Origin of the sequence: Streptomyces cellostaticus (assembly GCF_001513965.1) — a bacterium.
In the GTDB taxonomy this organism is placed as follows: Bacteria; Actinomycetota; Actinomycetes; order Streptomycetales; family Streptomycetaceae; genus Streptomyces; species Streptomyces cellostaticus.
The window spans coordinates 129,414-153,702 of sequence record NZ_KQ948018.1 but is presented as its reverse complement, the minus strand read 5'-3'; the positions used below and the strand labels follow the sequence as shown (position 1 = coordinate 153,702).

22 protein-coding genes and 2 pseudogenes are annotated in these 24,289 nt (G+C 69.8%); 6 read left to right on the top strand and 18 right to left on the bottom strand.

Going from position 1 to position 24,289, the window contains the following annotated elements; translation table 11 throughout:
- Window positions 1-9: 9 nt before the first annotated feature.
- Genes nuoK through AQI88_RS10190 form a run of 11 tightly spaced genes read right to left on the bottom strand, consistent with a single transcriptional unit; the run spans window position 10 to window position 10,844 of the window.
- Window positions 10-309: an NADH-quinone oxidoreductase subunit NuoK gene (nuoK, locus tag AQI88_RS10240; protein ID WP_066995480.1), complete on the bottom strand. Its 300-nt coding sequence runs from the start codon at window positions 307-309 to the stop codon at window positions 10-12.
- Window positions 306-1,148, bottom strand: coding sequence for an NADH-quinone oxidoreductase subunit J (locus AQI88_RS10235; RefSeq protein WP_066995476.1), 843 nt, complete (start codon window positions 1,146-1,148; stop codon window positions 306-308). The genes nuoK and AQI88_RS10235 overlap by 4 nt, the downstream gene beginning before the upstream one ends.
- Window positions 1,145-1,768 carry an NADH-quinone oxidoreductase subunit NuoI gene (gene nuoI, locus AQI88_RS10230; RefSeq protein WP_066995474.1) on the bottom strand — a complete coding sequence of 208 codons (624 nt, stop codon included), beginning with the start codon at window positions 1,766-1,768 and terminating at the stop codon, window positions 1,145-1,147. The genes AQI88_RS10235 and nuoI overlap by 4 nt, the downstream gene beginning before the upstream one ends.
- Window positions 1,761-3,125 (bottom strand): NADH-quinone oxidoreductase subunit NuoH, encoded by a 1,365-nt coding sequence (gene nuoH / locus AQI88_RS10225; protein ID WP_066995471.1) that lies wholly within the window; start codon window positions 3,123-3,125, stop codon window positions 1,761-1,763. The genes nuoI and nuoH overlap by 8 nt, the downstream gene beginning before the upstream one ends.
- A complete protein-coding gene (locus AQI88_RS10220; RefSeq protein WP_066995468.1) occupies window positions 3,122-5,626 on the bottom strand; it encodes an NADH-quinone oxidoreductase subunit G in 2,505 nt (834 codons plus the stop codon). Before AQI88_RS10220 ends, nuoH begins: the two co-directional genes overlap by 4 nt.
- On the bottom strand, window positions 5,623-6,972 hold the full coding sequence (nuoF, locus tag AQI88_RS10215; protein ID WP_107118522.1) for an NADH-quinone oxidoreductase subunit NuoF: 1,350 nt from the start codon (window positions 6,970-6,972) through the stop codon (window positions 5,623-5,625). Before nuoF ends, AQI88_RS10220 begins: the two co-directional genes overlap by 4 nt.
- Entirely contained in the window at window positions 6,969-7,841 is an 873-nt protein-coding gene (nuoE, locus tag AQI88_RS10210) for an NADH-quinone oxidoreductase subunit NuoE (protein WP_066995462.1), read from the bottom strand. The genes nuoF and nuoE overlap by 4 nt, the downstream gene beginning before the upstream one ends.
- Entirely contained in the window at window positions 7,838-9,178 is a 1,341-nt protein-coding gene (locus AQI88_RS10205; RefSeq protein WP_066995453.1) for an NADH-quinone oxidoreductase subunit D, read from the bottom strand. Before AQI88_RS10205 ends, nuoE begins: the two co-directional genes overlap by 4 nt.
- Window positions 9,175-9,918, bottom strand: coding sequence for an NADH-quinone oxidoreductase subunit C (locus AQI88_RS10200; RefSeq protein ID WP_066995450.1), 744 nt, complete (start codon window positions 9,916-9,918; stop codon window positions 9,175-9,177). Before AQI88_RS10200 ends, AQI88_RS10205 begins: the two co-directional genes overlap by 4 nt.
- Window positions 9,915-10,469, bottom strand: a complete 555-nt coding sequence (locus AQI88_RS10195) for a NuoB/complex I 20 kDa subunit family protein (protein WP_062151585.1) — start codon at window positions 10,467-10,469, stop codon at window positions 9,915-9,917. Before AQI88_RS10195 ends, AQI88_RS10200 begins: the two co-directional genes overlap by 4 nt.
- A gap of 15 nt (window positions 10,470-10,484) precedes the next feature.
- Window positions 10,485-10,844, bottom strand: a complete 360-nt coding sequence (locus AQI88_RS10190) for an NADH-quinone oxidoreductase subunit A (protein WP_003992243.1) — start codon at window positions 10,842-10,844, stop codon at window positions 10,485-10,487.
- A gap of 744 nt (window positions 10,845-11,588) precedes the next feature.
- Between AQI88_RS10190 and AQI88_RS10185 the strand changes: the two genes are divergently transcribed.
- Both AQI88_RS10185 and def read left to right on the top strand, forming a co-directional pair.
- Window positions 11,589-12,410, top strand: a complete 822-nt coding sequence (locus AQI88_RS10185) for a C40 family peptidase (RefSeq protein ID WP_107118521.1) — start codon at window positions 11,589-11,591, stop codon at window positions 12,408-12,410.
- 128 nt (window positions 12,411-12,538) lie between these two features.
- Window positions 12,539-13,165, top strand: coding sequence for a peptide deformylase (def, locus tag AQI88_RS10180; RefSeq protein WP_066995447.1), 627 nt, complete (start codon window positions 12,539-12,541; stop codon window positions 13,163-13,165).
- 7 nt (window positions 13,166-13,172) lie between these two features.
- Here the strand turns inward: def and AQI88_RS10175 are convergent, their stop codons facing one another.
- Window positions 13,173-14,507: a geranylgeranyl reductase family protein gene (locus AQI88_RS10175; RefSeq protein WP_066995444.1), complete on the bottom strand. Its 1,335-nt coding sequence runs from the start codon at window positions 14,505-14,507 to the stop codon at window positions 13,173-13,175.
- A 46-nt stretch (window positions 14,508-14,553) separates the two neighbouring features.
- Between AQI88_RS10175 and AQI88_RS10170 the strand changes: the two genes are divergently transcribed.
- Together AQI88_RS10170 and AQI88_RS10165 are read left to right on the top strand one after the other, a co-directional pair.
- Complete coding sequence (locus AQI88_RS10170; protein ID WP_066995440.1) at window positions 14,554-15,060, top strand: GNAT family N-acetyltransferase; 507 nt, start codon at window positions 14,554-14,556, stop codon at window positions 15,058-15,060.
- Window positions 15,061-15,179: 119 nt separating this feature from the next.
- The gene (locus AQI88_RS10165; protein ID WP_079057500.1) at window positions 15,180-15,488 is read left to right on the top strand and encodes a PASTA domain-containing protein; all 309 of its coding nucleotides are present in this window, start codon (window positions 15,180-15,182) and stop codon (window positions 15,486-15,488) included.
- 24 nt (window positions 15,489-15,512) lie between these two features.
- On the opposite strand, the gene AQI88_RS10160 is transcribed toward AQI88_RS10165, so the two are convergent.
- On the bottom strand, window positions 15,513-16,208 hold the full coding sequence (locus tag AQI88_RS10160; protein ID WP_066995434.1) for a demethylmenaquinone methyltransferase: 696 nt from the start codon (window positions 16,206-16,208) through the stop codon (window positions 15,513-15,515).
- Window positions 16,205-16,504: pseudogene (locus tag AQI88_RS10155) on the bottom strand (acyltransferase family protein); the annotation flags it as partial. The pseudogene AQI88_RS10155 and the gene AQI88_RS10160, both read right to left, overlap by 4 nt.
- A 173-nt stretch (window positions 16,505-16,677) precedes the next feature.
- Here AQI88_RS10155 and AQI88_RS42890 point away from each other — a divergent pair.
- Window positions 16,678-17,186, top strand: a pseudogene (locus tag AQI88_RS42890) (hydrolase); the annotation flags it as partial.
- Between the two features lie 136 nt (window positions 17,187-17,322).
- Here AQI88_RS42890 and AQI88_RS10150 read toward each other — a convergent pair.
- The 3 genes from AQI88_RS10150 to AQI88_RS10140 all read right to left on the bottom strand — a co-directional run bounded on the left by AQI88_RS10150 (window position 17,323) and on the right by AQI88_RS10140 (window position 21,967).
- Window positions 17,323-17,922: an imidazolonepropionase-like domain-containing protein gene (locus tag AQI88_RS10150; RefSeq protein WP_066995418.1), complete on the bottom strand. Its 600-nt coding sequence runs from the start codon at window positions 17,920-17,922 to the stop codon at window positions 17,323-17,325.
- A gap of 7 nt (window positions 17,923-17,929) precedes the next feature.
- A complete protein-coding gene (gene mqnC / locus AQI88_RS10145; RefSeq protein ID WP_066995416.1) occupies window positions 17,930-19,129 on the bottom strand; it encodes a cyclic dehypoxanthinyl futalosine synthase in 1,200 nt (399 codons plus the stop codon).
- A gap of 78 nt (window positions 19,130-19,207) precedes the next feature.
- Window positions 19,208-21,967 (bottom strand): WD40 repeat domain-containing protein, encoded by a 2,760-nt coding sequence (locus tag AQI88_RS10140; protein ID WP_066995414.1) that lies wholly within the window; start codon window positions 21,965-21,967, stop codon window positions 19,208-19,210.
- Window positions 21,968-22,454: 487 nt separating this feature from the next.
- On the opposite strand from AQI88_RS10140, the gene AQI88_RS45870 reads away from it, so the two are divergent.
- Window positions 22,455-23,411, top strand: a complete 957-nt coding sequence (locus tag AQI88_RS45870; RefSeq protein ID WP_159050330.1) for a hypothetical protein — start codon at window positions 22,455-22,457, stop codon at window positions 23,409-23,411.
- Between the two features lie 116 nt (window positions 23,412-23,527).
- Here AQI88_RS45870 and AQI88_RS10125 read toward each other — a convergent pair whose 3' ends face one another.
- Window positions 23,528-24,253, bottom strand: a complete 726-nt coding sequence (locus tag AQI88_RS10125) for a prepilin peptidase (protein WP_066995407.1) — start codon at window positions 24,251-24,253, stop codon at window positions 23,528-23,530.
- Window positions 24,254-24,289: the final 36 nt, after the last annotated feature.

Sequence of the window (24,289 nt, the reverse complement as noted above, 5' to 3'; positions counted from 1 at the left end):
TCCGACCCCTTACAGCTTCATCAGGCTGGCGTCGTCGACCGAGGCCGAGTGGCGGGTACGGAACAGCGACACGATGATCGCGAGGCCCACCACGACCTCCGCGGCGGCGACGACCATCGTGAAGAAGGCGATGATCTGGCCGTCGAGGTTGCCGTGCATCCGGGAGAAGACGACGAACGCGAGGTTGCAGGCGTTGAGCATCAGCTCGATGCACATGAACACGACGATCGCGTTCCGCCTGATCAGCACGCCGGTGGCGCCGATCGTGAACAGCAAGGCGGAGAGATAGAGGTAGTTGACGGGGTTCACTTCGACGCCTCCTCGGCCCGCTTGAAGTGCGCCGGATCGGTCTCCGTGCGCTCCAGGCGCTCCTCCGAGCGCTGCTCCAGCGCCCGCAGGTCGCCCAGCGCCTGCGCGGACACGTCACGGATCTGGCCGCGCTCGCGCAGCGTCCTGTTGACGCTCAGCTCGGACGGAGTGCCGTCGGGCAGCAGGCCCGCGATGTCCACCGCGTTGTGCCGGGCGTAGACGCCGGGGGCGGGCAGCGGCGGTAGGTGCTTGCCCTCGCGGACGCGCTGCTCGGACAGCTCCCGCTGCGTCTTGGCCCGCTCGGTGCGCTCGCGGTGGGTGAGCACCATGGCGCCTACGGCGGCCGTGATCAGCAGGGCGCCGGTGATTTCGAAGGCGAACACGTACTTCGTGAAGATGAGGGACGCGAGGCCCTCCACGTTGCCGTTCGCGTTCGCCTGGCCGGTGCCGTCGAACTCCTTCAGGGAGGCGTTCCCGATGCCGGCGAACAGCAGGACGCCGAAGCCGACACCGCACAGAAGGGCCAGCCAGCGCTGGCCCTTGATGGTCTCTTTCAGCGAGTCCGCGGCCGTCACGCCGACGAGCATCACCACGAACAGGAACAGCATCATGATCGCGCCGGTGTAGACGACGATCTGTACGATCCCGAGGAAGTAGGCGCCATTGGCGAGGTAGAACACCGCCAGGACGATCATGGTCCCGGCGAGGGAGAGCGCACTGTGCACGGACTTCTTCATGAAGACGGTGCCCAGGGCGCCCATCACCGCGATCGCGCCGAGAACCCAGAACTGGAAGGCCTCACCGGTGGAGGTGGCGTAGGCGGCGAGCTGCGCGCTCATGCGTCCACCTCCTGGTCCTCGGCCGCGCCCGAAGGACCTGCCGACTGTTCTCCCTTGGAGACCGCGACCTGCCGTACGGTCCCGGGCGCGGCCTCCGTCACCAGGCCCCGGTAGTAGTCCTGTTCGTCGGTCCCGGGGAAGATCGCGTGGGGTGTGTCGACCATGCCCTCTTCGAGGCCGGCGAGCAGCTGCTCCTTGGTGTAGATGAGGTTGGCGCGGCTGGAGTCGGCCAGTTCGAACTCGTTGGTCATCGTCAGCGCGCGCGTGGGGCACGCCTCGATGCACAGACCGCACAGGATGCAGCGTGCGTAGTTGATCTGGTAGACGCGGCCGTACCGCTCGCCCGGCGAGTAGCGCTCCTCGTCGGTGTTGTCGGCGCCCTCCACATAGATGGCGTCGGCGGGGCAGGCCCAGGCGCACAGCTCGCAGCCGACGCACTTCTCCAGGCCGTCCGGATGGCGGTTGAGCTGGTGCCGTCCGTGGAACCGCGGAGCCGTGGTCTTCTTCTGCTCCGGGTACTGCTCGGTCAGCCGCTTCTTGAACATGGCCTTGAAGGTCACGCCGAAGCCGGCCACGGGGTTCTGGAAACCGGGCTTGGTCTCCTTGGGCTCCTCAGCCATCGGACGCCTCCTTTCCATCCGAAGATCCGTCACTGACAGTGTCCGACCCACCACTGACAATCAGCTGCCGCTCGCGGCGCGGGCTGCGCCTCGGCACCGGCGGCAACTCCTGCCCGGGCAGCGGCGGTACGGGGAATCCGCCCGCCATCGGGTCGAATCCGGCCGGCTGGGCGGCGGGCTGCCCTGCCGTCTTGGCCTTCTCGCGGAACATGTCGGCGACGAAGGAGATCAGCAGCAGGGCGAGGACACCGCCGCCGACGTAGAGGGCGATGTCGGCGAAGTCGTAGTGCTCGTTGCGCAGCGCCCGCACGGTCGCGACGAGCATCAGCCAGGTCACGGAGACCGGGATGAGCACCTTCCAGCCGAGCTTCATCAGCTGGTCGTACCGGACGCGCGGGAGCGTGCCGCGCAGCCAGATGAAGAAGAACAGCAGCAGCTGGACCTTGATGACGAACCAGAGCATGGGCCACCAGCCGTGGTTCGCGCCTTCCCAGAAGGAGCTGATCGGCCACGGGGCGCGCCAGCCGCCGAGGAACAGGGTGGCCGAGACGGCCGAGACCGTCACCATGTTCACGTACTCGGCGAGCATGAACATCGCGAACTTGATCGAGGAGTACTCGGTGTTGAAGCCGCCGACCAGGTCGCCCTCGGACTCCGGCATGTCGAAGGGGGCGCGGTTGGTCTCGCCGACCATCGTGACGATGTAGAGGATGAAGGAGACCGGCAGCAGCAGGATGTACCAGCGGTCGTGCTGCTGTTCCACGATCGTGGAGGTCGACATCGACCCCGAGTAGAGGAACACGGAGGCGAACGCGGCGCCCATGGCGATCTCGTAGGAGATCATCTGCGCGCAGGAGCGGAGGCCGCCGAGGAGCGGGTAGGTGGATCCGGAACTCCAACCCGCCAGGACGATGCCGTAGATGCCGACCGAGGCGACCGCGAGGATGTAGAGCATCGCGATCGGCAGGTCGGTGAGCTGCATCGTGGTGCGGTGGCCGAAGATCGAGATCTCGTTGTCGGCCGGGCCGAAGGGGATCACCGCGATCGCCATGAAGGCCGGGATGGCCGCGACGATCGGCGCGAGGACGTAGACGACCTTGTCCGCGCGTTTGACGATGAGGTCTTCCTTGAGCATCAGCTTCACGCCGTCGGCGAGCGACTGGAGCATGCCCCAGGGGCCGTGCCGGTTGGGGCCGATGCGCAGCTGCATCCAGGCGACGACCTTGCGCTCCCAGACGATGGAGAACAGCACGGTCACCATCAGGAAGGCGAAGCAGAAGACGGCCTTGATGACGACCAGCCACCAGGGGTCGCGGCCGAACATCGAGAGGTCTTCAGCGGCGAGGTACGGGCTCATGCCTCCACCTCCTTGGGGGCCTCTTCGGCAAGTGCCGCCGGGCCGATGCGGACGAGGGTGCCGGGCTGTGCGCCGGTGTCGGAGGCGACGCCGGTGCCGACGGAGTTCAGCGGGAGCCAGACCACCCGGTCGGGCATCTCGGTGATCTGGAGCGGGAGTTCGGTCGTGCCGGCCGGTCCGGTGACGGCGAGGACGCCGCCGTTCTTGACGCCCGCCTCGGCAGCCGTGGCGGCCGACACGCGCGCGCGTGCCGCGTGCCGCGTGCCGGCGAGCGCCTCGTCGCCCTCCTGCAGGACGCCCTGGTCCAGCAGCAGCCGGTGCCCGGCGAGTACGGCCTCACCGGCGGCGGGGCGGGGCAGCACGCCCGCGGACTCCATGGGCTCGGTGGCCCGCGGGCCGTCCCAGGCGCCGAGGCGGTCGATCTCCGCGCGCGCGGTACGCAGGTCCGGCAGGCCCAGGTGGACGTCCATGGCGTCGGCCAGCATCTGCAGCACGCGTCCGTCGGTCGGGGCGAGGCGGCGGGTCATCTGGTCGGGCTTGAGCGCGGTCTCGAAGAAGCGGACCCTGCCTTCCCAGTTGAGGAAGGTGCCCGCCTTCTCGGCGACCGCGGCGACCGGCAGGACGACGTCCGCGTGCTCGGTGACCTCGCTGGGCCGCAGCTCCAGCGACACCAGGAAGCCGACGCGGTCGAGCGCCTCACGCGCGCGTGCCGGGTCGGGCAGGTCGGCGACCTCCACACCGGCGACCACGAGCGCCGACAGTTCACCGGTGGCGGCGGACTCGATGATCTGCTGGGTGTCGCGGCCGTAGCGCAAGGGCAGTTCGGAGAGCCCCCAGGCGGCGGCGACCTCCTCCCGCGCGCGCGGGTGGATCGCCGGGCGCCCGCCCGGCAGCAGGGACGGTAGCGCGCCCGCCTCGAGGGCGCCGCGCTCCCCGGCCCGTCGCGGGATCCACACCAGCTGGGCGCCGGTCGCGTCGGCCGCGCATACGGCGGCGGTGAGACCGCCGGGCACTCCGGCGAGCCGCTCTCCTACGACGATCACCGCGCCCTCGGACCGCAGGGCCTCGGCGGCCTTCGCGCCGGGCCCCTCCAGGCCGACGCCGCTCGCGAGGGCGTCCAGCCACTCGGTCTCGGTGCCGGGAGCGGCCGGCAGCAGCGTGCCGCCCGCCTTCTCCAGGCCCCGGGTGGCATGCGTGCCCAGCGCAAACACCTGCTGCTTGTGCTTGCGCCAGGCCTTGCGCAGCCGCAGGAAGACACCGGGCGCCTCCTCCTCGGACTCGAGCCCGGCCAGCAGAACGGCGGGGGCCTTCTCCAGGGAGGTGTACGTGACGCCCGTGCCGTCGAGGTCGCGGCCGCGGCCGGCCACCCGGGCCGCCAGGAAGTCGGCCTCCTCGCCGCTGTGCACGCGCGCGCGGAAGTCGATGTCGTTGGTGTCGAGCGCCACGCGCGCGAACTTGCTGTACGCGTAGGCGTCCTCGACGGTCAGCCGGCCGCCGATGAGGACACCGGCCCGGGAGCGGGCGGCGGTCAGCCCGCGCGCGGCCGCTTCCAGGGCCTCCGGCCAGGAGGCGGGCTCCAGGACTCCCTCGGCGCCTCGCACGAGCGGGGTGTCGAGGCGGTCCTTCAGCTGCGCGTACCGGAACGCGAAGCGTCCCTTGTCGCAGATCCACTCCTCGTTGACCTCGGGGTCGTTGGCGGCGAGCCGCCGCATGACCTTGCCGCGCCGGTGGTCGGTGCGGGTGGCGCAGCCGCCGGAGCAGTGCTCGCACACCGACGGAGAGGAGACGAGGTCGAAGGGGCGGGAACGGAAACGATAGGCCGCCGAGGTGAGCGCGCCGACCGGGCAGATCTGGATGGTGTTGCCGGAGAAGTACGACTCGAAGGGGTCGCCCTCGCCGGTGCCGACCTGCTGGAGCGCGCCCCGCTCGAGCAGCTCGATCATCGGGTCGCCCGCGATCTGGTTGGAGAAGCGGGTGCAGCGGGCGCACAGCACGCACCGCTCGCGGTCGAGCAGCACCTGGGTGGAGATCGGGACGGGCTTCTCGTACGTCCGCTTGCGGCCCTCGAAGCGGGACTCGGCGTTGCCGTGCGACATGGCTTGGTTCTGCAGCGGGCACTCGCCGCCCTTGTCGCAGACGGGGCAGTCCAGCGGATGGTTGATGAGCAGCAGCTCCATCACACCGTGCTGGGCCTTTTCGGCGACGGGGGACGTGAGGTGAGTCTTCACCACCATCCCGTCCGTACATGTGATCGTGCAGGACGCCATCGGCTTGCGCTGGCCCTCGACCTCGACGATGCACTGGCGGCAGGCGCCGGCCGGGTCGAGGAGGGGGTGGTCGCAGAAGCGAGGGATCTCGATGCCGAGCTGCTCGGCGGCCCGGATGACCAGGGTGCCCTTGGGCACGCTGATCTCGACGCCGTCGATCGTCAGCGTGACGAGGTCCTCCGGCGGGACCGCCGCCTCTCCCCCTCCCTTGGGGGCGCTGGTGGTCACGGTCATGCGTTCACCTCCGGGCGGTCCGCCCAGGCCGTCGACTTGGCCGGGTCGAAGGGGCAGCCCCGGCCCGTGATGTGCTGCTCGTACTCCTCGCGGAAGTACTTGAGCGAGGAGAAGATCGGGGATGCGGCGCCGTCGCCGAGGGCGCAGAAGGACTTGCCGTTGATGTTGTCGGCGATGTCGTTCAGCTTGTCGAGGTCGGACATGACGCCCTTGCCGGCCTCGATGTCCCGCAGCAACTGCACGAGCCAGTACGTCCCTTCGCGGCAGGGCGTGCACTTGCCGCAGGACTCGTGGGCGTAGAACTCGGTCCAGCGGGTCACCGCCCGCACCACGCAGGTCGTCTCGTCGAAGCACTGCAGGGCTTTCGTGCCGAGCATGGAACCCGCGGCGCCCACTCCTTCGTAATCAAGAGGGACGTCGAGGTGCTCGTCGGTGAACATCGGCGTCGAGGAGCCGCCCGGCGTCCAGAACTTGAGGCGATGCCCGGGCCGCATGCCGCCGCTCATGTCGAGGAGCTGGCGGAGTGTGATGCCGAGCGGCGCCTCGTACTGGCCGGGGCTCGCGACGTGGCCGCTGAGCGAGTAGAGCGTGAAGCCGGGCGACCTCTCGCTCCCCATCGACCTGAACCATTCCTTGCCGTTTTTCAGGATGGCGGGAACTGACGCGATCGATTCGACGTTATTCACCACAGTCGGACAGGCGTAGAGGCCTTCCACCGCAGGGAAGGGGGGACGGAGCCGCGGTTGACCACGGCGGCCTTCGAGCGAGTCGAGCAGTGCGGTCTCCTCACCGCAGATGTACGCACCGGCGCCGGCGTGCACGGTGAGTTCGAGGTCGAGTCCGCTGCCCAGGATGTTCTCGCCGAGGTAGCCCGCCGCGTAGGCCTCGCGCACGGCCTCGTGCAACCGCCGCAGAACGGGAACGACTTCACCACGCAGATAGATGAAGGCATGCGACGACCTGATGGCATAGCACGCGATCACCATGCCCTCGATGAGGCTATGCGGGTTCGCGAAGAGGAGCGGGATGTCCTTGCAGGTCCCGGGCTCCGATTCGTCGGCGTTGACAACTAGATAGTGCGGTTTTCCATCACCCTGCGGAATGAACTGCCATTTCATTCCGGTCGGGAATCCCGCGCCACCGCGCCCGCGCAGACCGGAGTCCTTGACATACGCGATCAAGTCGTCCGGTGACATGGCGAGCGCCTTGCGGAGCCCCTCGTACCCCTCGTGCCTCCGGTAGACGTCCAGAGTCCAGGACCGGTCCTCGTCCCAGAAGGCCGACAGCACGGGTGCGAGCAGCTTCTCGGGGCTCGTTCCCTTGAGTTCGGGTGCCACGGTCATCACTCCCCCTCCTCGGCGGTAGGCCCTGCCGGGTGGGCCGGGTCGGAGGCCGATGTCTCCAGCGGCGCGTCGTGCGAGCTGAGGTGCTCGGTCGGCGACGGCTCGTGCACCGCGGAATCCTGCGGTTCCTGGTGCGGGCCGCCGTCACGCGGATGGACCACACGCGCGGGTGCGGCCTCTCCCCTTGCCAGGCGAAGGCCCACCAGCGAAGCGGGTCCCGCGCTGCCGCTCTCCTCGACGGCCCCTGGCCGCTCGTCGGGGAAGCCCGCCAGGATCCGCGCGGTTTCCTTGAAGGTGCACATCCGCGCCCCGCGCGTGGGCTCGACAGGCCGTCCCGCGCGCAGGTCGTCGACCAGGCGCTTGGCGCTGCCGGGCGTCTGGTTGTCGAAGAACTCCCAGTTGACCATCACGACCGGCGCGAAGTCGCAGGCCGCGTTGCACTCGATGTGCTCCAGGGTGACCTTGCCGTCGTCGGTGGTCTCCCCGTTGCCGACGCCCAGGTGCTCCTGGAGGGTCTCGAAGATCGCGTCTCCGCCCATCACCGCGCACAGCGTGTTGGTGCACACCCCGACCTGGTAGTCACCGGACGGCTTGCGCCGGTACATGGTGTAGAAGGTGGCCACCGCGGTGACCTCGGCCGTGGTCAGGCCCAGCATGTCCGCGCAGAACCGCATGCCGGTGCGCGTGACATGGCCCTCCTCGGACTGAACGAGGTGGAGCAGCGGCAGCAGGGCGGACCGGGAGTCCGGGTAGCGCGCGATCACCTCGCGCGCGTCCGCCTCCAGCCGGGCCCGGACATCGTCCGGATACGCCGGCGCGGGCAGTTCGGGCATGCCCAGGCTGACGCCCCGCTCCGAAGAAGAGGTGGTCACCGGTCGACGCCTCCCATCACGGGGTCGATGGACGCGACGGCGACGATGACGTCGGCGACCTGGCCGCCCTCGCACATCGCCGCCATGGCCTGCAGGTTGGTGAAGGACGGGTCGCGGAAATGGACCCGGTAGGGGCGAGTGCCGCCGTCGGAGACTGCGTGCACTCCGAGTTCGCCCTTGGGCGACTCGACGGCCGCGTACGCCTGTCCCGGGGGTACCCGGAAGCCCTCGGTGACCAGCTTGAAGTGGTGGATCAGAGCCTCCATGGAGGTGCCCATGATCTTCTTGATGTGGTCGAGGGAGTTGCCGAGTCCGTCCGGCCCCAGGGCGAGCTGGGCGGGCCAGGCGATCTTCTTGTCGGCGACCATGACCGGTCCCGGCTGGAGCCGGTCCAGGCACTGCTCGACGATCCTGAGCGACTGGCGCATCTCCTCCAGGCGGACCAGGAAGCGGCCGTAGGCATCGCAGCTGTCGGCGGTCGGGACGTCGAAGTCGTACGTCTCGTAGTCGCAGTACGGCTGTGCCTTGCGCAGGTCGTGCGGCAGGCCGGTGGAGCGCAGGATCGGGCCCGTCGCGCCGAGGGCCAGGCAGCCGGCCAGGTCGAGGTAGCCGATGTCCTGCATACGGGCCTTGAAGATGGGGTTCCCGGTGGCGAGCTTGTCGTACTCCGGGAGGTTCTTCTTCATCTTCTTCACGAACTCGCGGATCTGGTCCACCGCGCCGGGCGGCAGGTCCTGGGCGAGTCCGCCGGGCCGGATGTACGCATGGTTCATGCGCAGGCCCGTGATGAGCTCGTAGATGTCGAGAATCATTTCACGATCACGGAATCCGTAGATCATGATCGTGGTGGCGCCCAGTTCCATACCGCCGGTGGCGATGCACACCAGGTGGGAGGACATCCGGTTCAGCTCCATCAGGAGCACCCGGATGATCTTGGCGCGTTCGGTGATCTGGTCCTCGATGCCGAGGAGCTTCTCGACGGCGAGGCAGTAGGCGGTCTCGTTGAAGAAGGACGTGAGGTAGTCCATGCGCGTGACGAAGGTGGTGCCCTGCGTCCACGTGCGGAACTCGAGGTTCTTCTCGATGCCTGTGTGCAGATAGCCGATGCCGCAGCGGGCCTCGGTGACCGTCTCGCCCTCGATCTCCAGGATCAGGCGGAGCACCCCGTGGGTGGAGGGGTGCTGGGGCCCCATGTTGACGACGATGCGCTCGTCGTCGGCGCGGGCCGCGGACTGGACGACCTCGTCCCAGTCGCCACCGGTGACCGTATATACGGTGCCCTCGGTGGTCTCGCGCGCCGAAGCGGCGGAGGCCGCGGATGCTGACTGTGTGCTCACGAGTACGACCTCCGCTGGTCCGGAGCCGGGATCTGGGCGCCCTTGTACTCGACGGGGATGCCGCCGAGGGGGTAGTCCTTGCGCTGCGGATGGCCCTGCCAGTCGTCCGGCATCATGATCCGCGTCAGGGCCGGGTGATCGTCGAAGACGATGCCGAAGAAGTCGTAGGTCTCGCGCTCGTGCCAGTCGTTGGTCGGATACACGGAGACCAGGGACGGGATGTGCGGGTCGCTGTCGGGGGCGCTGACCTCGATGCGGATCAGCCGGTTGTGGGTGATCGAGCGCAGGTGGTAGACGGCGTGCAGCTCGCGGCCCTTGTCCTGCGGGTGGTGCACACCGCTGACGCCGGTACACAGCTCGAAGCGCAAGGCCGGGTCGTCGCGCAGGGTGCGGGCGACGCGGCGCAGGTGCTCGCGTTCGATGTGGAAGGTGATCTCACCGCGGTCGACGACCGTCTTCTCGATGGCGTTCTCGGGGAGGAGTCCTTGTTCCTCCAGGGCGCCCTCCAGCTCGTCGGCAACTTCGTCGAACCAGCCGCCGTAGGGCCGGTTCGCCGGTCCCGGAAGCCGGACCGAGCGGACGAGACCGCCGTAGCCGGAGGTGTCGCCGCCGTTGTTGGCGCCGAACATGCCGCGCTGGACGCGGATCTCCTCGCCGCCCTGGCCGCGCTGGCCGGGGAGGTTGGAGGCGGCGAGGTCCTTCTCGGGGTTCACGCCGCCCGTGCCGTTCGCGTCGCTCACTGCAGCAGCCCCTTCATCTCGATCGTGGGCAGGGCCTTGAGCGCCGCCTCCTCCGCCTCGCGGGCCGCTTCCTCGGCGTTCACGCCGAGCTTGGAGGTCTGGATCTTCTGGTGGAGCTTGAGGATCGCGTCCATCAGCATCTCGGGCCGGGGCGGACAGCCGGGGAGATAGATGTCGACCGGGACGATGTGGTCGACGCCCTGGACGATCGCGTAGTTGTTGAACATGCCGCCCGAGGAGGCGCAGACGCCCATGGAGATCACCCACTTCGGGTTGGGCATCTGGTCGTAGACCTGCCTCAGTACCGGCGCCATCTTCTGGCTGACCCGGCCGGCGACGATCATCAGGTCCGCCTGGCGTGGCGAGCCGCGGAAGACCTCCATGCCGAAGCGGGCGAGGTCGTAGCGCCCGGCGCCGGTGGTCATCATCTCGATGGCACAGCAGGCCAGGCCGAAGGTGGCCGGGAAGACGGACGCCTTGCGCACCCAGCCCGCGGCCTGCTCGACGGTGGTCAGCAGGAAGCCGCTCGGCAGCTTTTCTTCGAGTCCCATGTCTCTAAAGGCCCCTCAGTCCCATTCCAGGCCGCCGCGCCGCCATACGTACGCGTACGCGACGAAGACGGTGAGCACGAAGAGCAGCATCTCCACGAGCCCGAAGATCCCCAGGGCGTCGAACGTGACGGCCCAGGGGTAGAGGAAGACGATCTCGATGTCGAAGACGATGAAGAGCATCGCCGTCAGGTAGTACTTGATGGGGAAGCGCCCGCCGCCGGCCGGCGTGGGGGTCGGCTCGATACCGCACTCGTAGGCCTCGAGTTTGGCGCGGTTGTACCGCTTCGGACCGATCAGCGTGGCCATGACCACGGAGAAGATCGCAAAGCCTGCCCCGAGGGCTCCCAGTACGAGGATGGGCGCATACGCGTTCACCGCTCCTCGCTCCTCTCAGTCGGCACTGACTGGTGGCGGTTGCACTGGGCTCACATCCGCTTCACCGGTCCCACGAGCCCCGCTCGTCCCGGGCGAAGATCGAGAACATGTGAAGCAGGTCACAAGCCCAACTGCCTCGCATCTTATGCCCGCCGCTCTGTGATCTGCGACACGGGGTATTACACAAGCTTTGTGATCTCCACCACCTGACGAAGGATCATGAAGTCGGATGATGGGTGATCTTCATACGCGAAGCGTTCAGGTAATCACCAGAAGTGACATTTTCGCTCGTCGCCGCAGGCCGGACGGTGCGTCTCAATATCAAGAGAGTTCCGCTGCATGCAAATTGGCGCTGGATGCTGCGCCCTGATAGAGGGGCGCGTTCACACATCAGGGGTAGCCCCTGGGCGGGGTGTGGACGCCGGGCGGCGCGTGCACGCGTTCACGAGCTCCCGCCCGCGCGGGACGCCGCCCTTCCGGTAACCGTTCCGTGACCTCCGCCACACCCGTAAGGGCGGCCTGAGAAGCGGGCTTGGCCATCCACCCGAACCAGTGGTAGGTGCGGGGCAATTCGGACGTAATGATCAAAGACCGTGATCAAGGGCTTGATCACGGTCGTCCGCAATGTCCGTTACGGCGTCAATAAAGAGCGACACGCCCGGGCTTCGAGGTCTCGATTGAACAACTGTGGCGCAGCACACGTTTCTTGAAGATATGAAGGAGCCCCTGGTACCCGTTGTTCTCATGTCCCACACCGCTCACATACGCAGCCACCGGAAGCCCCGCCGCAGCGCGTCGACCATCGCGATGCGGGCCGGAGTTGCCGGTGGCGTCCTCAGCACCCTGGCAGTCGCCGGGGCGTCCGGTTCGGCGAACGCGGCCGAGCCGGTGACGCAGACCCTCGAACTGCCCACCCTGACGGCCGACCTGGCCGCTCAGGTCGCCCAGTCCGCGGACGCCACGCAGCAGGCCGCCGCGAACTACCAGCTGCAGGCCGAGCGTGACCAGGCCGCCGCAAACGCCGCGAAGCAGGCGAAGGCGGACCTCGCGGACGCGAAGCAGAAGGCGGCGGAGGCCAAGAAGAAGGCCCAGGAGGCCGCCCGCAAGGCCGCTGCCGCGCGTGCCTCGCGCAACGCGGAGCGGACGACGCTCTCCACCACGGCGGGCACCGACACCTCCACGAGCACCTCCACGAGCACGTCCACGGCGACCGGTTCGGCCGCGGCCGTGATCTCCTTCGTGAAGGCGCAGATCGGCAAGGCGTACGTCTCCGGTGCCACCGGCCCCTCCGCCTACGACTGCTCCGGCCTGGTGCAGACGGCCTTCAAGCAGGTGGGCATCAGCCTTCCGCGCGTCTCCCAGGACCAGTCGACGGCCGGCACCCAGGTGTCGCTGAGCAACCTGCAGCCGGGCGACGTCCTGTACTGGGGCAGCGCGGGCAGCGCGTACCACGTCGCGGTGTACGTGGGCGACGGCATGTTCGTCGGCGCGCAGAACCCGTCCAGCGGCGTCGGGGAGCACCCGCTGTCGTACGACCCGCCGACCGGCGCCGTGCGGGTGCTCTGAGCGCCCAGCACGACTCTCACGCGCGTAGGGCCGCAGCCGCTCGGGGGCAGCGGCCCTTGCGTCTTCCCTGACATGCTCTGTCCGGGCCGCCGTTCGGCGGTCCGTCCACGAGCGAAGGAGACAGCGCGATGCCACGCGTGTTCGTCCAGGGAAGCCCCGCCGACTACTACCCGCGTTACGCCCCCGAGGCCGGGCGCGGTGCCGTGCGGCGGATCACCGAGGTCGGCGAGGAGGTCCTGCACAAGCCGTGCCGGGACGTCACGGAGTTCGGGCCCGACCTCGCCGCGCTCATCGACGACATGTTCCTGACCATGTATGTCGCCGAGGGGGCCGGACTGGCGGCGAATCAGGTCGGTGTCGATCTGCGCCTGTTCGTGTACGACTGCCCCGATGACGACGGAATCCGGCATGTCGGACACATCATCAATCCCGTACTGGAGTCCGCCTCGGCCGGGCGCCGGCTGATCGACGAGGACGAGGGGTGCCTGTCGGTGCCGGGCGCCGTGATGGCCCTGCCGCGGCCGGACCGGGCCGTCGTGCGCGGGCAGGACAAGGACGGCAATCCGCTCGTCATCGAGGGCACGGGGTACTTCGCCCGCTGCCTCGCGCACGAGACCGACCACACCCACGGGCACATCTACCTGGACCGGCTCGCCAAGCGGGAGAAAAAGGACGCGCTGCGCCAGATGGCGGACCGGCGGGACGAGGTATTCGCCCGCCGGGCCACCAGGGCCGAGGAACTGAGCCGGGCCTAGCGGGGGCTCACGCCTTCGGGGCCACCTTGCTCAGGCCGTTGATGATGCGGTCCATCGCGTCGCCGCCCGTCGGGTCGGTGAGGTTCGCCAGCAGCTTCAGGGTGAACTTCATCAGCACCGGGTGGGTCAGACCGCGCTGGCTGGCGATCTGCATGACCTTCGGGTTGCCGATGAGCTTCACGAAGGCGCGGCCGAGCGTGTAGTAGCCGCCGTAGGTGTCCTTGAGGACGCGCGGGTAGCGCTGGAGGGCGATCTCGCGCTGGGCGGGCGTGGCCCGCGCGTGGGCCTGGACGATAACGTCGGCGGCGATCTGGCCGGACTCCATGGCGTAGGCGATGCCCTCGCCGTTGAAGGGGTTCACCAGGCCGCCGGCGTCGCCGACGAGCAACAGGCCCTTGGTGTAGTGCGGCTGGCGGTTGAAGGCCATGGGCAGGGCGGCGCCGCGGATCGGGCCCGTCATGTTCTCCGGGGTGTAGCCCCAGTCCTCGGGCATGGACGCGCACCAGGCCTTGAGGATCTCGCGCCAGTCCAGCTCCTTGAAGGCGGCCGAGGTGTTGAGCACGCCGAGGCCCACGTTGGAGGTGCCGTCGCCCATGCCGAAGATCCAGCCGTAGCCGGGCAGCAGGCGGTCCTGGGGGCCGCGACGGTCCCACAGCTCCAGCCAGGACTCCAGGTAGTCGTCGTCGTGGCGCGGCGAGGTGAAGTACGTGCGCACCGCGACGCCCATCGGGCGGTCCTCGCGGCGGTGCAGGCCCATGGCGAGGGACAGGCGGGTGGAGTTGCCGTCGGCGGCGACGACGAGCGGGGCGTGGAAGGTGACCTCGCGCTTCTCCTCGCCGAGTTTGGCCGTCACGCCGGTGATGCGGCCGGTGCGGTCGTCGATGACGGGGCCGGAGACGTTGCAGCGCTCGTACAGGCGGGCCCCGGCCTTCTGGGCGTTGCGGGCGAGCTGCTCGTCGAAGTCGTCTCGCTTGCGGACGAGGCCGTAGTCGGGGAAGGAGGCGAGATCCGGCCAGTCCAGCTGGAGGCGGGAGCCGCCGCCGATGATGCGCAGGCCCTTGTTGCGCAGCCAGCCGGCCTCTTCGGAGATGTCGATGCCCATGGCCACGAGCTGCTTGACCGCGCGCGGGGTGAGGCCGTCGCCGCAGACCTTCTCCCGTGGGAACTCGGTCTTCTCCAGCAGGAGGACGTCGAGTCCGGCCTTGGCGAGGTGGTAGGCGGTGGTGGAGCCGGCTGGCCCCGCGCCCACGACGATCACATCGGCGGTGTTGTCGGAGAGGGGCTCGGTCACGGCGGGATCTCCCCAAGGTTCAAAATCTGCGTGCCGACCGGCACTGGACATGGGCAGTCTATTCAGCAGAATTGATCACCGGCTGAAGGGCTGCCCCGTGAACAGAGCTCTCCCCGCAGTACGGCTGCGTGTGCCCACCGACGAGGACGCGTTCGCCTGGCACCGGGTATTCGCCGACCCCGAGGTCATGGAGTTCCACGGAGGCAACGCCGCCGAGCTCTCGGCCTACGAGGAGCTCACCGCGCGCCAGCGCCGGCACGACGCGGAGCGGGGGTTCTGCCTGTGGTCGATCGTGGACGACTCCGGTGACGTCGTCGGCTTCACCGGGGCCCAGCCCTGGCCGCACGCGTGGGGGCCGGCGGGCGAGATCGAGATCGGCTGGCGGCTCGGCCGGGCGCACTGGGGCAGGGGGTACGCCACCGCGGCTGCGGAGGAGACCCTCGAGCGGCTGCGGGCGGCGGGGGTGCCGCACGTGGTGGCGATGGTCGACGCGCGCAACGCACGCTCCATCGCGGTGACGCGGCGGCTGGGCATGCGGCTCAAGGAGACGTTCACGACTCCGTCCTCGGAACGGGAGGGGCACTGCTACCGACTTGATCTGTGACTAAGAGTAATCAACTGTTACAGAAAGCCACATGAAGCTTCCGGGTGGCACGTGACCGAGTTACCCTGCCAGTACCGCTGGGGGTGACATCTGTGCGTATAACACCCAAAACACCCGACGTGCGCGTTCCTCGTCTGGTCGGCCTGATGGCCGTGGACGCGCGCGAAACGGCCCGGGCGCGGGGTCTGTTCCTCAATGCGCCGGACCGCCCGGACTTCCACCACACGGTCGTCGACTACGTCGTACGCCAGTATCCGCAGCCCGGTGCCGAGGTGCCGCCGGACTCCATGGTGTACGTGTGGTTCGACTTCGGTGAGGGCGAGGGCGGCGGGGGCGTGCGCGAGCCACGCATCCCACGGCCGCCCACGGGCGGAATGCAACGCGAACTGGGCGAGCCCGGCGACGCCTTCGAGATGATCAACCGGTGAGACACCGGCACCCTCCGGAGGGGCTCAGCTCTCCTTGAAGCCCCGGTGCAGCGCGACCACACCGCCGGTGAGGTTGCGCCACGCCACCTTGGACCAGCCCGCCTTGCGCAGCCGTTCGGCGAGGGCGGGCTGGTCGGGCCAGGCACGGATGGACTCGGCGAGGTAGACGTACGCGTCCGGGTTCGAGGACACCGCGCGCGCGACCGGCGGCAGGGCCCGCATCAGGTACTCGGTGTAGACGGTGCGGAAGGGTGCCCACGTGGGGTGCGAGAACTCGCAGATCACCACCCGGCCGCCGGGCCGCGTCACCCGGTACATCTCGCGCAGGGCCGCGTCCGTGTCCTGCACGTTGCGCAGCCCGAAGGAGATCGTGACGGCGTCGAAGGTGTCGTCCTTGAACGGCAGCCGCGTCGCGTCGCCCGCCGTGAGTGGCAGCCAGGCGTGCTTCTTCTTGCCGACCTGGAGCATCCCGATCGAGAAGTCGCAGGGGACCACGTACGCGCCCGTCTGCGCGAAGGGCAGCGAGGAGGTCGCCGTACCGGCCGCGAGGTCAAGGATCTTCTGCGCGGGGCGCGCGTCGACCGCCTTCGCCACCTCCTTGCGCCAGCGCCGGTCCTGGCCGAGCGACAGCACGTCGTTCGTCAGGTCGTACCGTTCCGCCACGTCGTCGAACATCGAGGCGACTTCGTGCGGCTGCTTGTTCAGGGAAGCGCGGGTCACCCGCCCATTCTTGCAGCACGGCCTCCCGGGATCAGTCGCGGCTTCTTCTTCGCGGCCACGTCCTCCACCCAGCCGCACGCCAGGACGAAGACGGCGATCAGGACCCAGCCGGTGCCGAACATGAACCACTGGCTGTCCAGAGGCAGGTACTTCTCGAAGGCGGGCACGTTCCAGAACTGGTCGATCAGCGGGACCGCCAGGATCAGCGCGATCTCGTGCCAGAGGTGGATCGTCACCACGCGCGCGTTGAAGACGGTGACCGTCCGGTCGAGGCGTCGGAAGCAGGTGAGCCAGGCGCGGCGCGACTTTCGATGGCGGGTTCGGAAATGCATTCCCCGGATATTAGGCAGCCTTTATGTGACCTTTTCTCGGGAATTCTTGCGAGCCACCCATGTGAGACATTTCCTCCCGGGGAAACGAATTCTGTTTCCGTCCTGAGACAGAAATCACGAGAGCGGGTACGTAAGTGATGAGGAGATTTCTGGCGCCCATGGCGGGGTTCACCTGCGTGTTTGCACTCGCTGTGACGGGCTGCGCCACGGGCTCGGAAAGCAGTCCGTACTCCCCGGACTACGCCCCCTACGTCAGTGCCACCGAGGCCGCCGCCACCGATTCCGCGGGATCCCCGGCGACGTACAACCTCGCCTTCGCAGGACGGCGCCTCGGTCCGTGTCTCCTTCGGCGGGGCCTCCGGCAAGGAACTGGCCGCCACCTGCGACGGCGCCCCCGCGCTGGCCGCCGCCTACGCCGAGGCACTGGACGCGGCCGGCTCCTCGCACTGCTGGAGTCCGCGAACATGTACGACGTCCAGGTCTCCACCGTCAACCTCATGACGATGAACTACGGCGAGTCGTGCACCGGCGACATGGGCGGCTACGCCCTCACCTCCGCCAAGGCGGCCCACACCCAGCTGAAGAAGGTGTTCGGGCTGACGCGGGTGCCTGGCGGGGCATGGCGCTCGCCCCGCTGCAGTCGGTCGCCGCGTCGTCCTGCGACGACTCACCGTCCTCGCACTGCCGGTCACGGAAGCTCGACCACATGGACACCCAGGCGATCTCCTTCTGAGCCGCGTAGTTCGGGGGCGTTCGGGGAGAGGTTCTCCGGTTGAGCCCGGTCAGCGGCCGCGGTAGACGAGCCGCCCGCCGATCACGGTCGCCACGCAGGTCCCGGCGCCGCGTCGGACCAGTTCGGCGCGGTCCGCGACGTCGAACACGGCGAACCGGGCGGGACCGCCCGGCACCAGCCTCGGCAGCAGGATCAGCGGGGTCGGGGACAGCACCGGCGGGCCCGGGAGGCGGTCCGGCCGCTGTCCCATCGCGAGCCCGGCTCTGCGCACCGCGTCGACCGCGGCCCGCGACCGCAGCTCACCGGCCACCGCCACCGTGCCGTGCGCCAGCATCCGCTGCACCCCGCGCCGCGCGCTCGCACCGAGGCGTGCGGGGTCGGCACGGAAGATCTCCCGCGCCCGCGCCCCGACGATGGGCTCGGTGCCGAGCACATCGGCCTCGCGCGGGTCGGGATGGTAGGTGGCCTCCAGCAGCTCCGGGCCGTACGGGTTCAGCAGCCCCGGGGTGAGGATGCCGGGCCAGCGCCGGACCCTCGCCCGGGGCTCGGCGGCGGCCAGTTCCTCGTACGGGCCGACGGCGGCGATGGACGCCCCGTCGACCAGAACAGCGGCCTCCGGAGACCGATCGGCGAGGTGAAGGGTCAGCACGGCAGGCTCAGTTGGAGGTCAGCAGCTTCAGCTCGGGATGCGCGGTCCCGCCCTCGATCGCCGTGGAGGAGATGTGGGAGACCACGCGGTCGTCGACGGGGTCGTTCGCCGGGTCGTCGTGCACGAGAAGATGCTCGTAGGTCGTGGCACGCTGGGCCGGGACGCGGCCCGCCTTGCGGATGAGGTCGATGATCTCGAGCCGGTTGGAGCGGTGCTTGGCGCCGGCCGAGGAGACCACGTTCTCCTCCAGCATGATCGAGCCGAGGTCGTCCGCGCCGTAGTGCAGGGACAGCTGGCCGACCTCCTTGCCGGTGGTGAGCCACGAGCCCTGGATGTGCTGGACGTTGTCCAGGAAGAGGCGGGCGATCGCGATCATCCGCAGGTACTCGAAGAGGGTGGCCTGGGTGCGGCCCTTCAGGTGGTTGTTCTCGGGCTGGTAGGTGTACGGGATGAAGGCGCGGAAGCCGCCCGTGCGGTCCTGCACGTCCCGGATCATGCGCAGGTGCTCGATGCGCTCGGCGTTGGTCTCGCCCGTGCCCATGAGCATCGTGGACGTCGACTCCACGCCCAGCTTGTGCGCGGCCTCCATGATCTCCAGCCAGCGCTCGCCGGACTCCTTCAGGGGCGCGATGGCCTTGCGGGGGCGCTCGGGGAGGAGTTCCGCGCCGGCGCCCGCGAAGGAGTCGAGGCCCGCCTCGTGGATACGGGTGATGGCCTCCTCGACCGACACGCCGGAGATCCGGGCCATGTGCTCGACCTCGGAGGCGCCGAGGGAGTGGATGACCAGCTGGGGGTAGGCGTCCTTGATGGCCTTGAAGTGCTTCTCGTAGTACTCGACGCCGTAGTCCGGGTGGTGGCCGCCCTGGAACATGATCTGGGTGCCGCCCAGCTCCACGGTCTCCGCGCAGCGGCGCAGGATGTCGTCGAGGTCGCGGGTCCAGCCCTTGGCGGTGTCCTTGGGGGCCGCGTAGAAGGCGCAGAACTTGCACGCCGTGACGCACACGTTCGTGTAGTTGATGTTGCGCTCGATGATGTACGTCGCGATGTGCTCGATGCCGGCGTACTTGCGGCGGCGTACGGCGTCGGCGGCGGCGCCCAGCGCGTGCAGCGGGGCGTCGCGGTAGAGGACGAGCGCCTCCTCGGGCGTGATGCGTCCGCCCCCTGCGGCACGGTCGAGGACAGACTGGAGGTCGGCCTTCTCGGTCACCGGTGGCGTCCCTTTCGTCAAGGGTTGTGGACGGACTGAACCAGCCTACGCCAGCGCGTTCGCCGCCGCGGAGCCGGATCACGCCTCCGGGTGCGGGAGCGGCTGCGGCAGGTCGGCCTCGGTGCGGCCGAGGACGATCTGGTCGAAGAGGGCGCCGCCGCCGTCCGTGCGCACGGCGAGCTGGGTGATCTTCGTCAGGCCGCCGCCCAGCGTCCACAGGTCCAGGCGCACGCACCGCCAGTCGACGGGGAACTCCTCGATGCCGTGCTCGGTCAACAGGGTGCTGGCCGGCCAGTGGGAGGTCCCGGCGTTCACGCCGAAGACCCGGCCGTTGCCGTCCAGCGGCGAGGCGGCCCCGAGCCGCAGGCCGATCCCGCTGGTCCCGGGACCGAGCGCCTTCCAGGCGAACTGGAGGTAGCGGTACTGGCCCGGACGGCTCGGCTCCTGAGCGACCTCGAATTCCCAGTCGTGCATCGCCTCATGGAAGAAGAGGCCGCGGAAGGCCGGGTACTGGGCGCCCGGCAGCGGTCCGGACACCCTCAGGCACCTGGTGCCGGAGTACGCGCCGCCCTGCTGGATGTCGACGCCCCGGCCGCCGAGCAGGAGGTCCTGTACGTCGTCCTCGCGGTCGTCGAAGAGGACGGCGAGCCCGTTGCCGTCCACCACGTCCCGGTGGGAGTTGCCCAGCACCCTGCCGTGGAAGACGAGTTCACCGAGCCGGAGATTGCCCTGCGGCCAGGTGCCGCCGCCGGTCGTGACGAACCGGAAGCGTGACGACGCGAGGGGCGGTTCGATGTCATGGCTGTGCAGGGCCCGGTCGGACAGCAACATCGGGCCGTCGCGCCAGACGCCCGCCCGGGTGTCCCACCACTGGAGCAGGACGTCACGCATCCATGACGCGGGGTGCGCGGGGTCCTCGGCGATCGTGACGGCGGTCAGCTCCAGCCGGCTGCGGAACGTGTCCACGGTGAACACGAACCGGTGGTTCGAGCCGCCGCTGCCCAGGCTGCTCAGGAGCGTCCAGTTCAGCCACGGCACAGGTGGTGGGTCCGCGCTGCCGTCGGTCAGGAGCGCGAAACCCTGCTCCGGTTCCGGGCCCATGTCATAGTCCGGATCGACCATCCTCATGGTGAAGAAGGCGTGGATGTCCGCCAGAAGGTTGGGGGTCAGCGGGTAGGGCTGTTCGCGGGCGTTGCCCCAATCCGTCCTGCGTACCGCCGGCACCGGATCCGGCGCCAGCAGTTTGGTCCTGCTGTCCGGCTCGTCCGGGATCAGCCGGGTCCGCCAGCGCTCCTCGAGATCGGCGCCGTAGCGGATCACCGTGCCCATCCAGGTGGCCACGAGCAGGTCGCCGCCCGGCAGCCAGGCGGACACCGGGAGTGCGCGCAGGTCGACGGCGGACAGCGGGGTGCCGTCTCGCTCCAGCACGGACAGGGTGCCGAGTTCGCTGCCGACGGCGACCCGGGTGCCGTCGGGCGAGACGCGCGGGCGGCGCAGCAGGTCGTCCCCGGTGTACGTCCACAGCAGCCCGCCCTCGGTGTCGAAGGCCCGTAATTGGTTGCCGGTGGTGACCGCGAGGAACGACCCGTCGGCGGAGACGGACACCTCACTGGCCGCCGTGGGGATCGTGTGGACGAGAGTGCCGCCCCGGATCACGTACACCCGCCCGCCGTCGGCCTCCGACGCGATCACGGCCGTACGGCGGTCCCCGCTGACGACCCCGCCGCCGAAGGCCCCGCCGAAGCTCGCTCCCACGGCGGTGGGGATGGTCCACAGGGTGGTGCCGTCCGTCGCCGAGAGGCCGGTGACGGTGTTGTCGGCGAAGGTGATCAGGGTGTCGTCGTCCAGGGCGAGCAGCCGGAGCGGGGTGCGGCGGTTGTCCGCCCACCACGCGTGCGCCCACTTCTCGTGTCCCTCGCCGTCCCACACCGCGAGGCCCAGGTCGCCGGAGGTGGCGATCCAGGAACCGCCGGGCGCCACCGCGAAGTTGTTCAGGCCGTAGTCGTGGCCCCACTCGCTCTTCGACCAGTCGGTGGCCTTCTTGGGCAGGCCGAACAGGGCGAACCGGCGCTGCGGCCGCCCGGCGGAATCCAGCAGGTAGAGGTGGTAGCCCTCGGGGGCGTGCAGGTCGTAGCCCTGTGCGGCGAAGCCGCCGGGGCGGGCCGTGGGGGCGTAGGCGAAGTGGTGACCGAGGCGCCGGCGCCAGCGGGTCCTGCCGGTGGCGAGGTCGAGGCCGTAGAGGTTGTGGTCCCAGTTGAAGGTGTTGAGCGCGGCCGTACGGCCGTCCGCCGAGACCGCGATGTCCCGTACGTGCGGGCCGAACCCCTCCTCGGAGGCGGACGGCAGCGGGGCGTGCAGGAGCGGGACGATCGCGTAGAGGCGCGCGGGCACGGTGCGCAGATCCGCGGTGAAGGCGCCGCCGAGCAGGGAGACCGGCTTGCCGTTGAGCACGTCGACGACCTGGTGCAGCGCGGGCAGCCGCACCTTCAGCCTGGCCTGGACGGGCAGGCGCTGGGCGCACAGCAGCCCCACCCGCCAGGCGAGGTCCGGCTCCCAGTCGGGCATGGTGTTGTTGACGGCCCAGATGTACGTGATGTTCTTGGCCGTCCATTCGCTGAGCAGGACCTCGGGGTTGTCGCACTCGGCGACCGGGGTGACGGCGCGCAGGGCTTCGCCGACGGCGGCGCCCTGCGCGAGGAAGACGCGGCGCAGGCGGTAGTAGGCGGTGTCGTCGTTCTGCAGGGCCCGTTCCAGCGTGGGGTTGACGTGGTCGAAGGCGACGCCCAGCGGGTGGAACGCGGCGAGGTGCTCCGGGTGGCAGGTGGCGTCGGCGTACACCGGGACCTTGCCCGGGGGCAGCGGAGGGCCGCAGTTGCCCGCCGCCCCCGGCGTCCAGGGGCACGCTCCAGTCCCGGACCTCGGCACCGTCCCGCGTCAGCATGACCCGTACGGCACCCGGCAGCGCCACCCCCGGGGCCACGCGCGCCGCGACCGCGACGGTGACCGGCTCGCCCCGGCCGTAGTGGAGGCGGTTGAGGTTGACCGGCGGCTTGGGATTGCCCTTGTCGTCGTGGGCGATCCGGCAGCTCATCAGGGACAGCGAGCCTTGGTCGGCCCCGGGCGGGCGGATCTCCACGATGCCGTCCACGACGTACTCGGACAGCCGTCCCTCGACGTCCGTCGAGACCCGTAGGTGGTACAGCCCCCGGGCGTCGGCGGGCGGGGTGACCGCGCCGCCGGACAGCGGGAGTTCGACGGGCTCCGGCACGCCGAGCGGGCGCAGCCAGACCCGGAACCGCGGCCGGTCCGCCCACCTGCCCGGGGTGTGGGTGACGCTCAGCGGCATCCGCTCGCCCGCGGTCCACACGTCCGAGTCGTACTGGACGGCCAGCAGCTCGACATCGGCGGCCACCGGGTCGAGGCGTGCCCCGCTGGTGCGGTCGTACACCTCGAACAGATACCGGGGGTCGTCCCGCTTCACGTAGTACCTGTCGCCCTGGAGCCGCAGCCCCTGCACCACGTACTCGTCATCGGGCAGCGCGAGCGTGAAGTCGCCCGTCACGTCCTGCCCCTGCGTGGGTTCGTAGATCGCCAGTTTCTGCTTGCCGTGGCCGGCGAGGATCACATGGAGGTGGCCGTCCTCGGACACGTCGAAACCGGCGAATGCGGTGCCGGAGGCCTTGACCTCCTTGCTCCAGCGGTGCCGTCCGTCGAGATCGGTGGCGCAGACGAACCCGGACAGGGGTCCTTCGGCCGACGGCCAGGCGGTGTAGAGCAGCCCGGCCCTCTCGGACACCCGCAGGCCGACGGGGTTGCCCGCCGGGACGGCCGCGTCCGGAAGCCCAGTGAGGAGGATCTCCCGCTCCAGGCCGCCGGGGTTCAGCCTGAGCACCCGTCGCACGTTCTGGTCGATGGCGTAGAACGAGCCGGACTCGGCGGCCTCGACGGCCCCTGGCGCGTAGTAGCCGACCGTGTTGTCGGCCGTGAAGTCGTCGTAGTGGCCGAGCTCTTCGAAGTCGGCGTCGTAGAAGACGACCCGGTGCGGGAAGTGGGCCTCCGCGATCGCGATCACCCCGGCCGCGTCGGCCGTGACGGCCAGCGCCGAGTACCCGGCCCGGGCGAAGCGCTGCTGCGAACCGTCCGGCCGCAGCCTGAGCGCGCGGCCTTCGGGCCGGCCGCCGCTGACCAGATAGACGTTCCCGTCCCGTCCCAGCCCCAGGTGCAGGGCCCGCACATCGAAGCCGGGGTGGTACCGGGATACGACCTGCTCGATCTTGCGTAAGCCCACTGCGGCTCTCCCCCGATCGCGCCCACTGCGGCTTTCCCGCACCAGCATCGCGATCCGCGCGGGTGAGGCACAAGCACCGTGCCGGGCGAACGGTCGAACTTCCGGCCGAACTACGCCGCGTACGCCCCCGCCAGGAGCCCCAGGAACGCTCCCGCGATCAGGAACGGCCCGAACGCGATCGCCGTCTTGCGCCCGGCCCGCCGTACGACGACGAGCACACCGCCGTACACCGCCCCCAGGAGGAAGCCGGCGAAGGCGCCGAGCACGACCGTCGGCCAGCCGTACCAGCCGAGGACGGCGCCCATGCCGAGCGCCAGCTTCACGTCGCCGAAGCCCATGCCGCCCGGGTTGATCAGCCACAGCACGTAATAGCCGCCGCCGAGCGCGAGGGCGCCGTACAGCGCGGTCGGCCAGTCACCGGCGTGCTCGGGCAGCAGCGTGACGAGGCCCAGCAGGCCGAGGGCGGCGGCCGCGAGCGGCAGGGTCAGCGGGTCGGGCAGCCGCTGCACCCGGAAGTCCACGGCTGCCAGCAGCACCCCGACCGGCGCGAGCAGGAGCCAGACACCCAGCTCGGGCCGGGTGCCGGTGGCGACGGCGAGGGCGGCGCAGGTGAGGGCGGTGGCGGTGGCGAGGACAGCAGACGCGGTGTACGACGTCCGCGCGCACTGCCCGCAGCGGGCCCGTCCGAGCCACCCGCGGATCGGATGCCCGTCCGCACACCGCTCCCGCCACGGCTCCTCCTCCGGGACGGCGAAGCGATAGGCGGCGCGGGGCAGCAGCGCACCTGCCGCCGCTCCCCACAGCGCGGCGACGAGGACCAACACGCCCGTACTCATGGGGAGATCCTAGGGAGTGAGGCCGAGGGGTGAGGC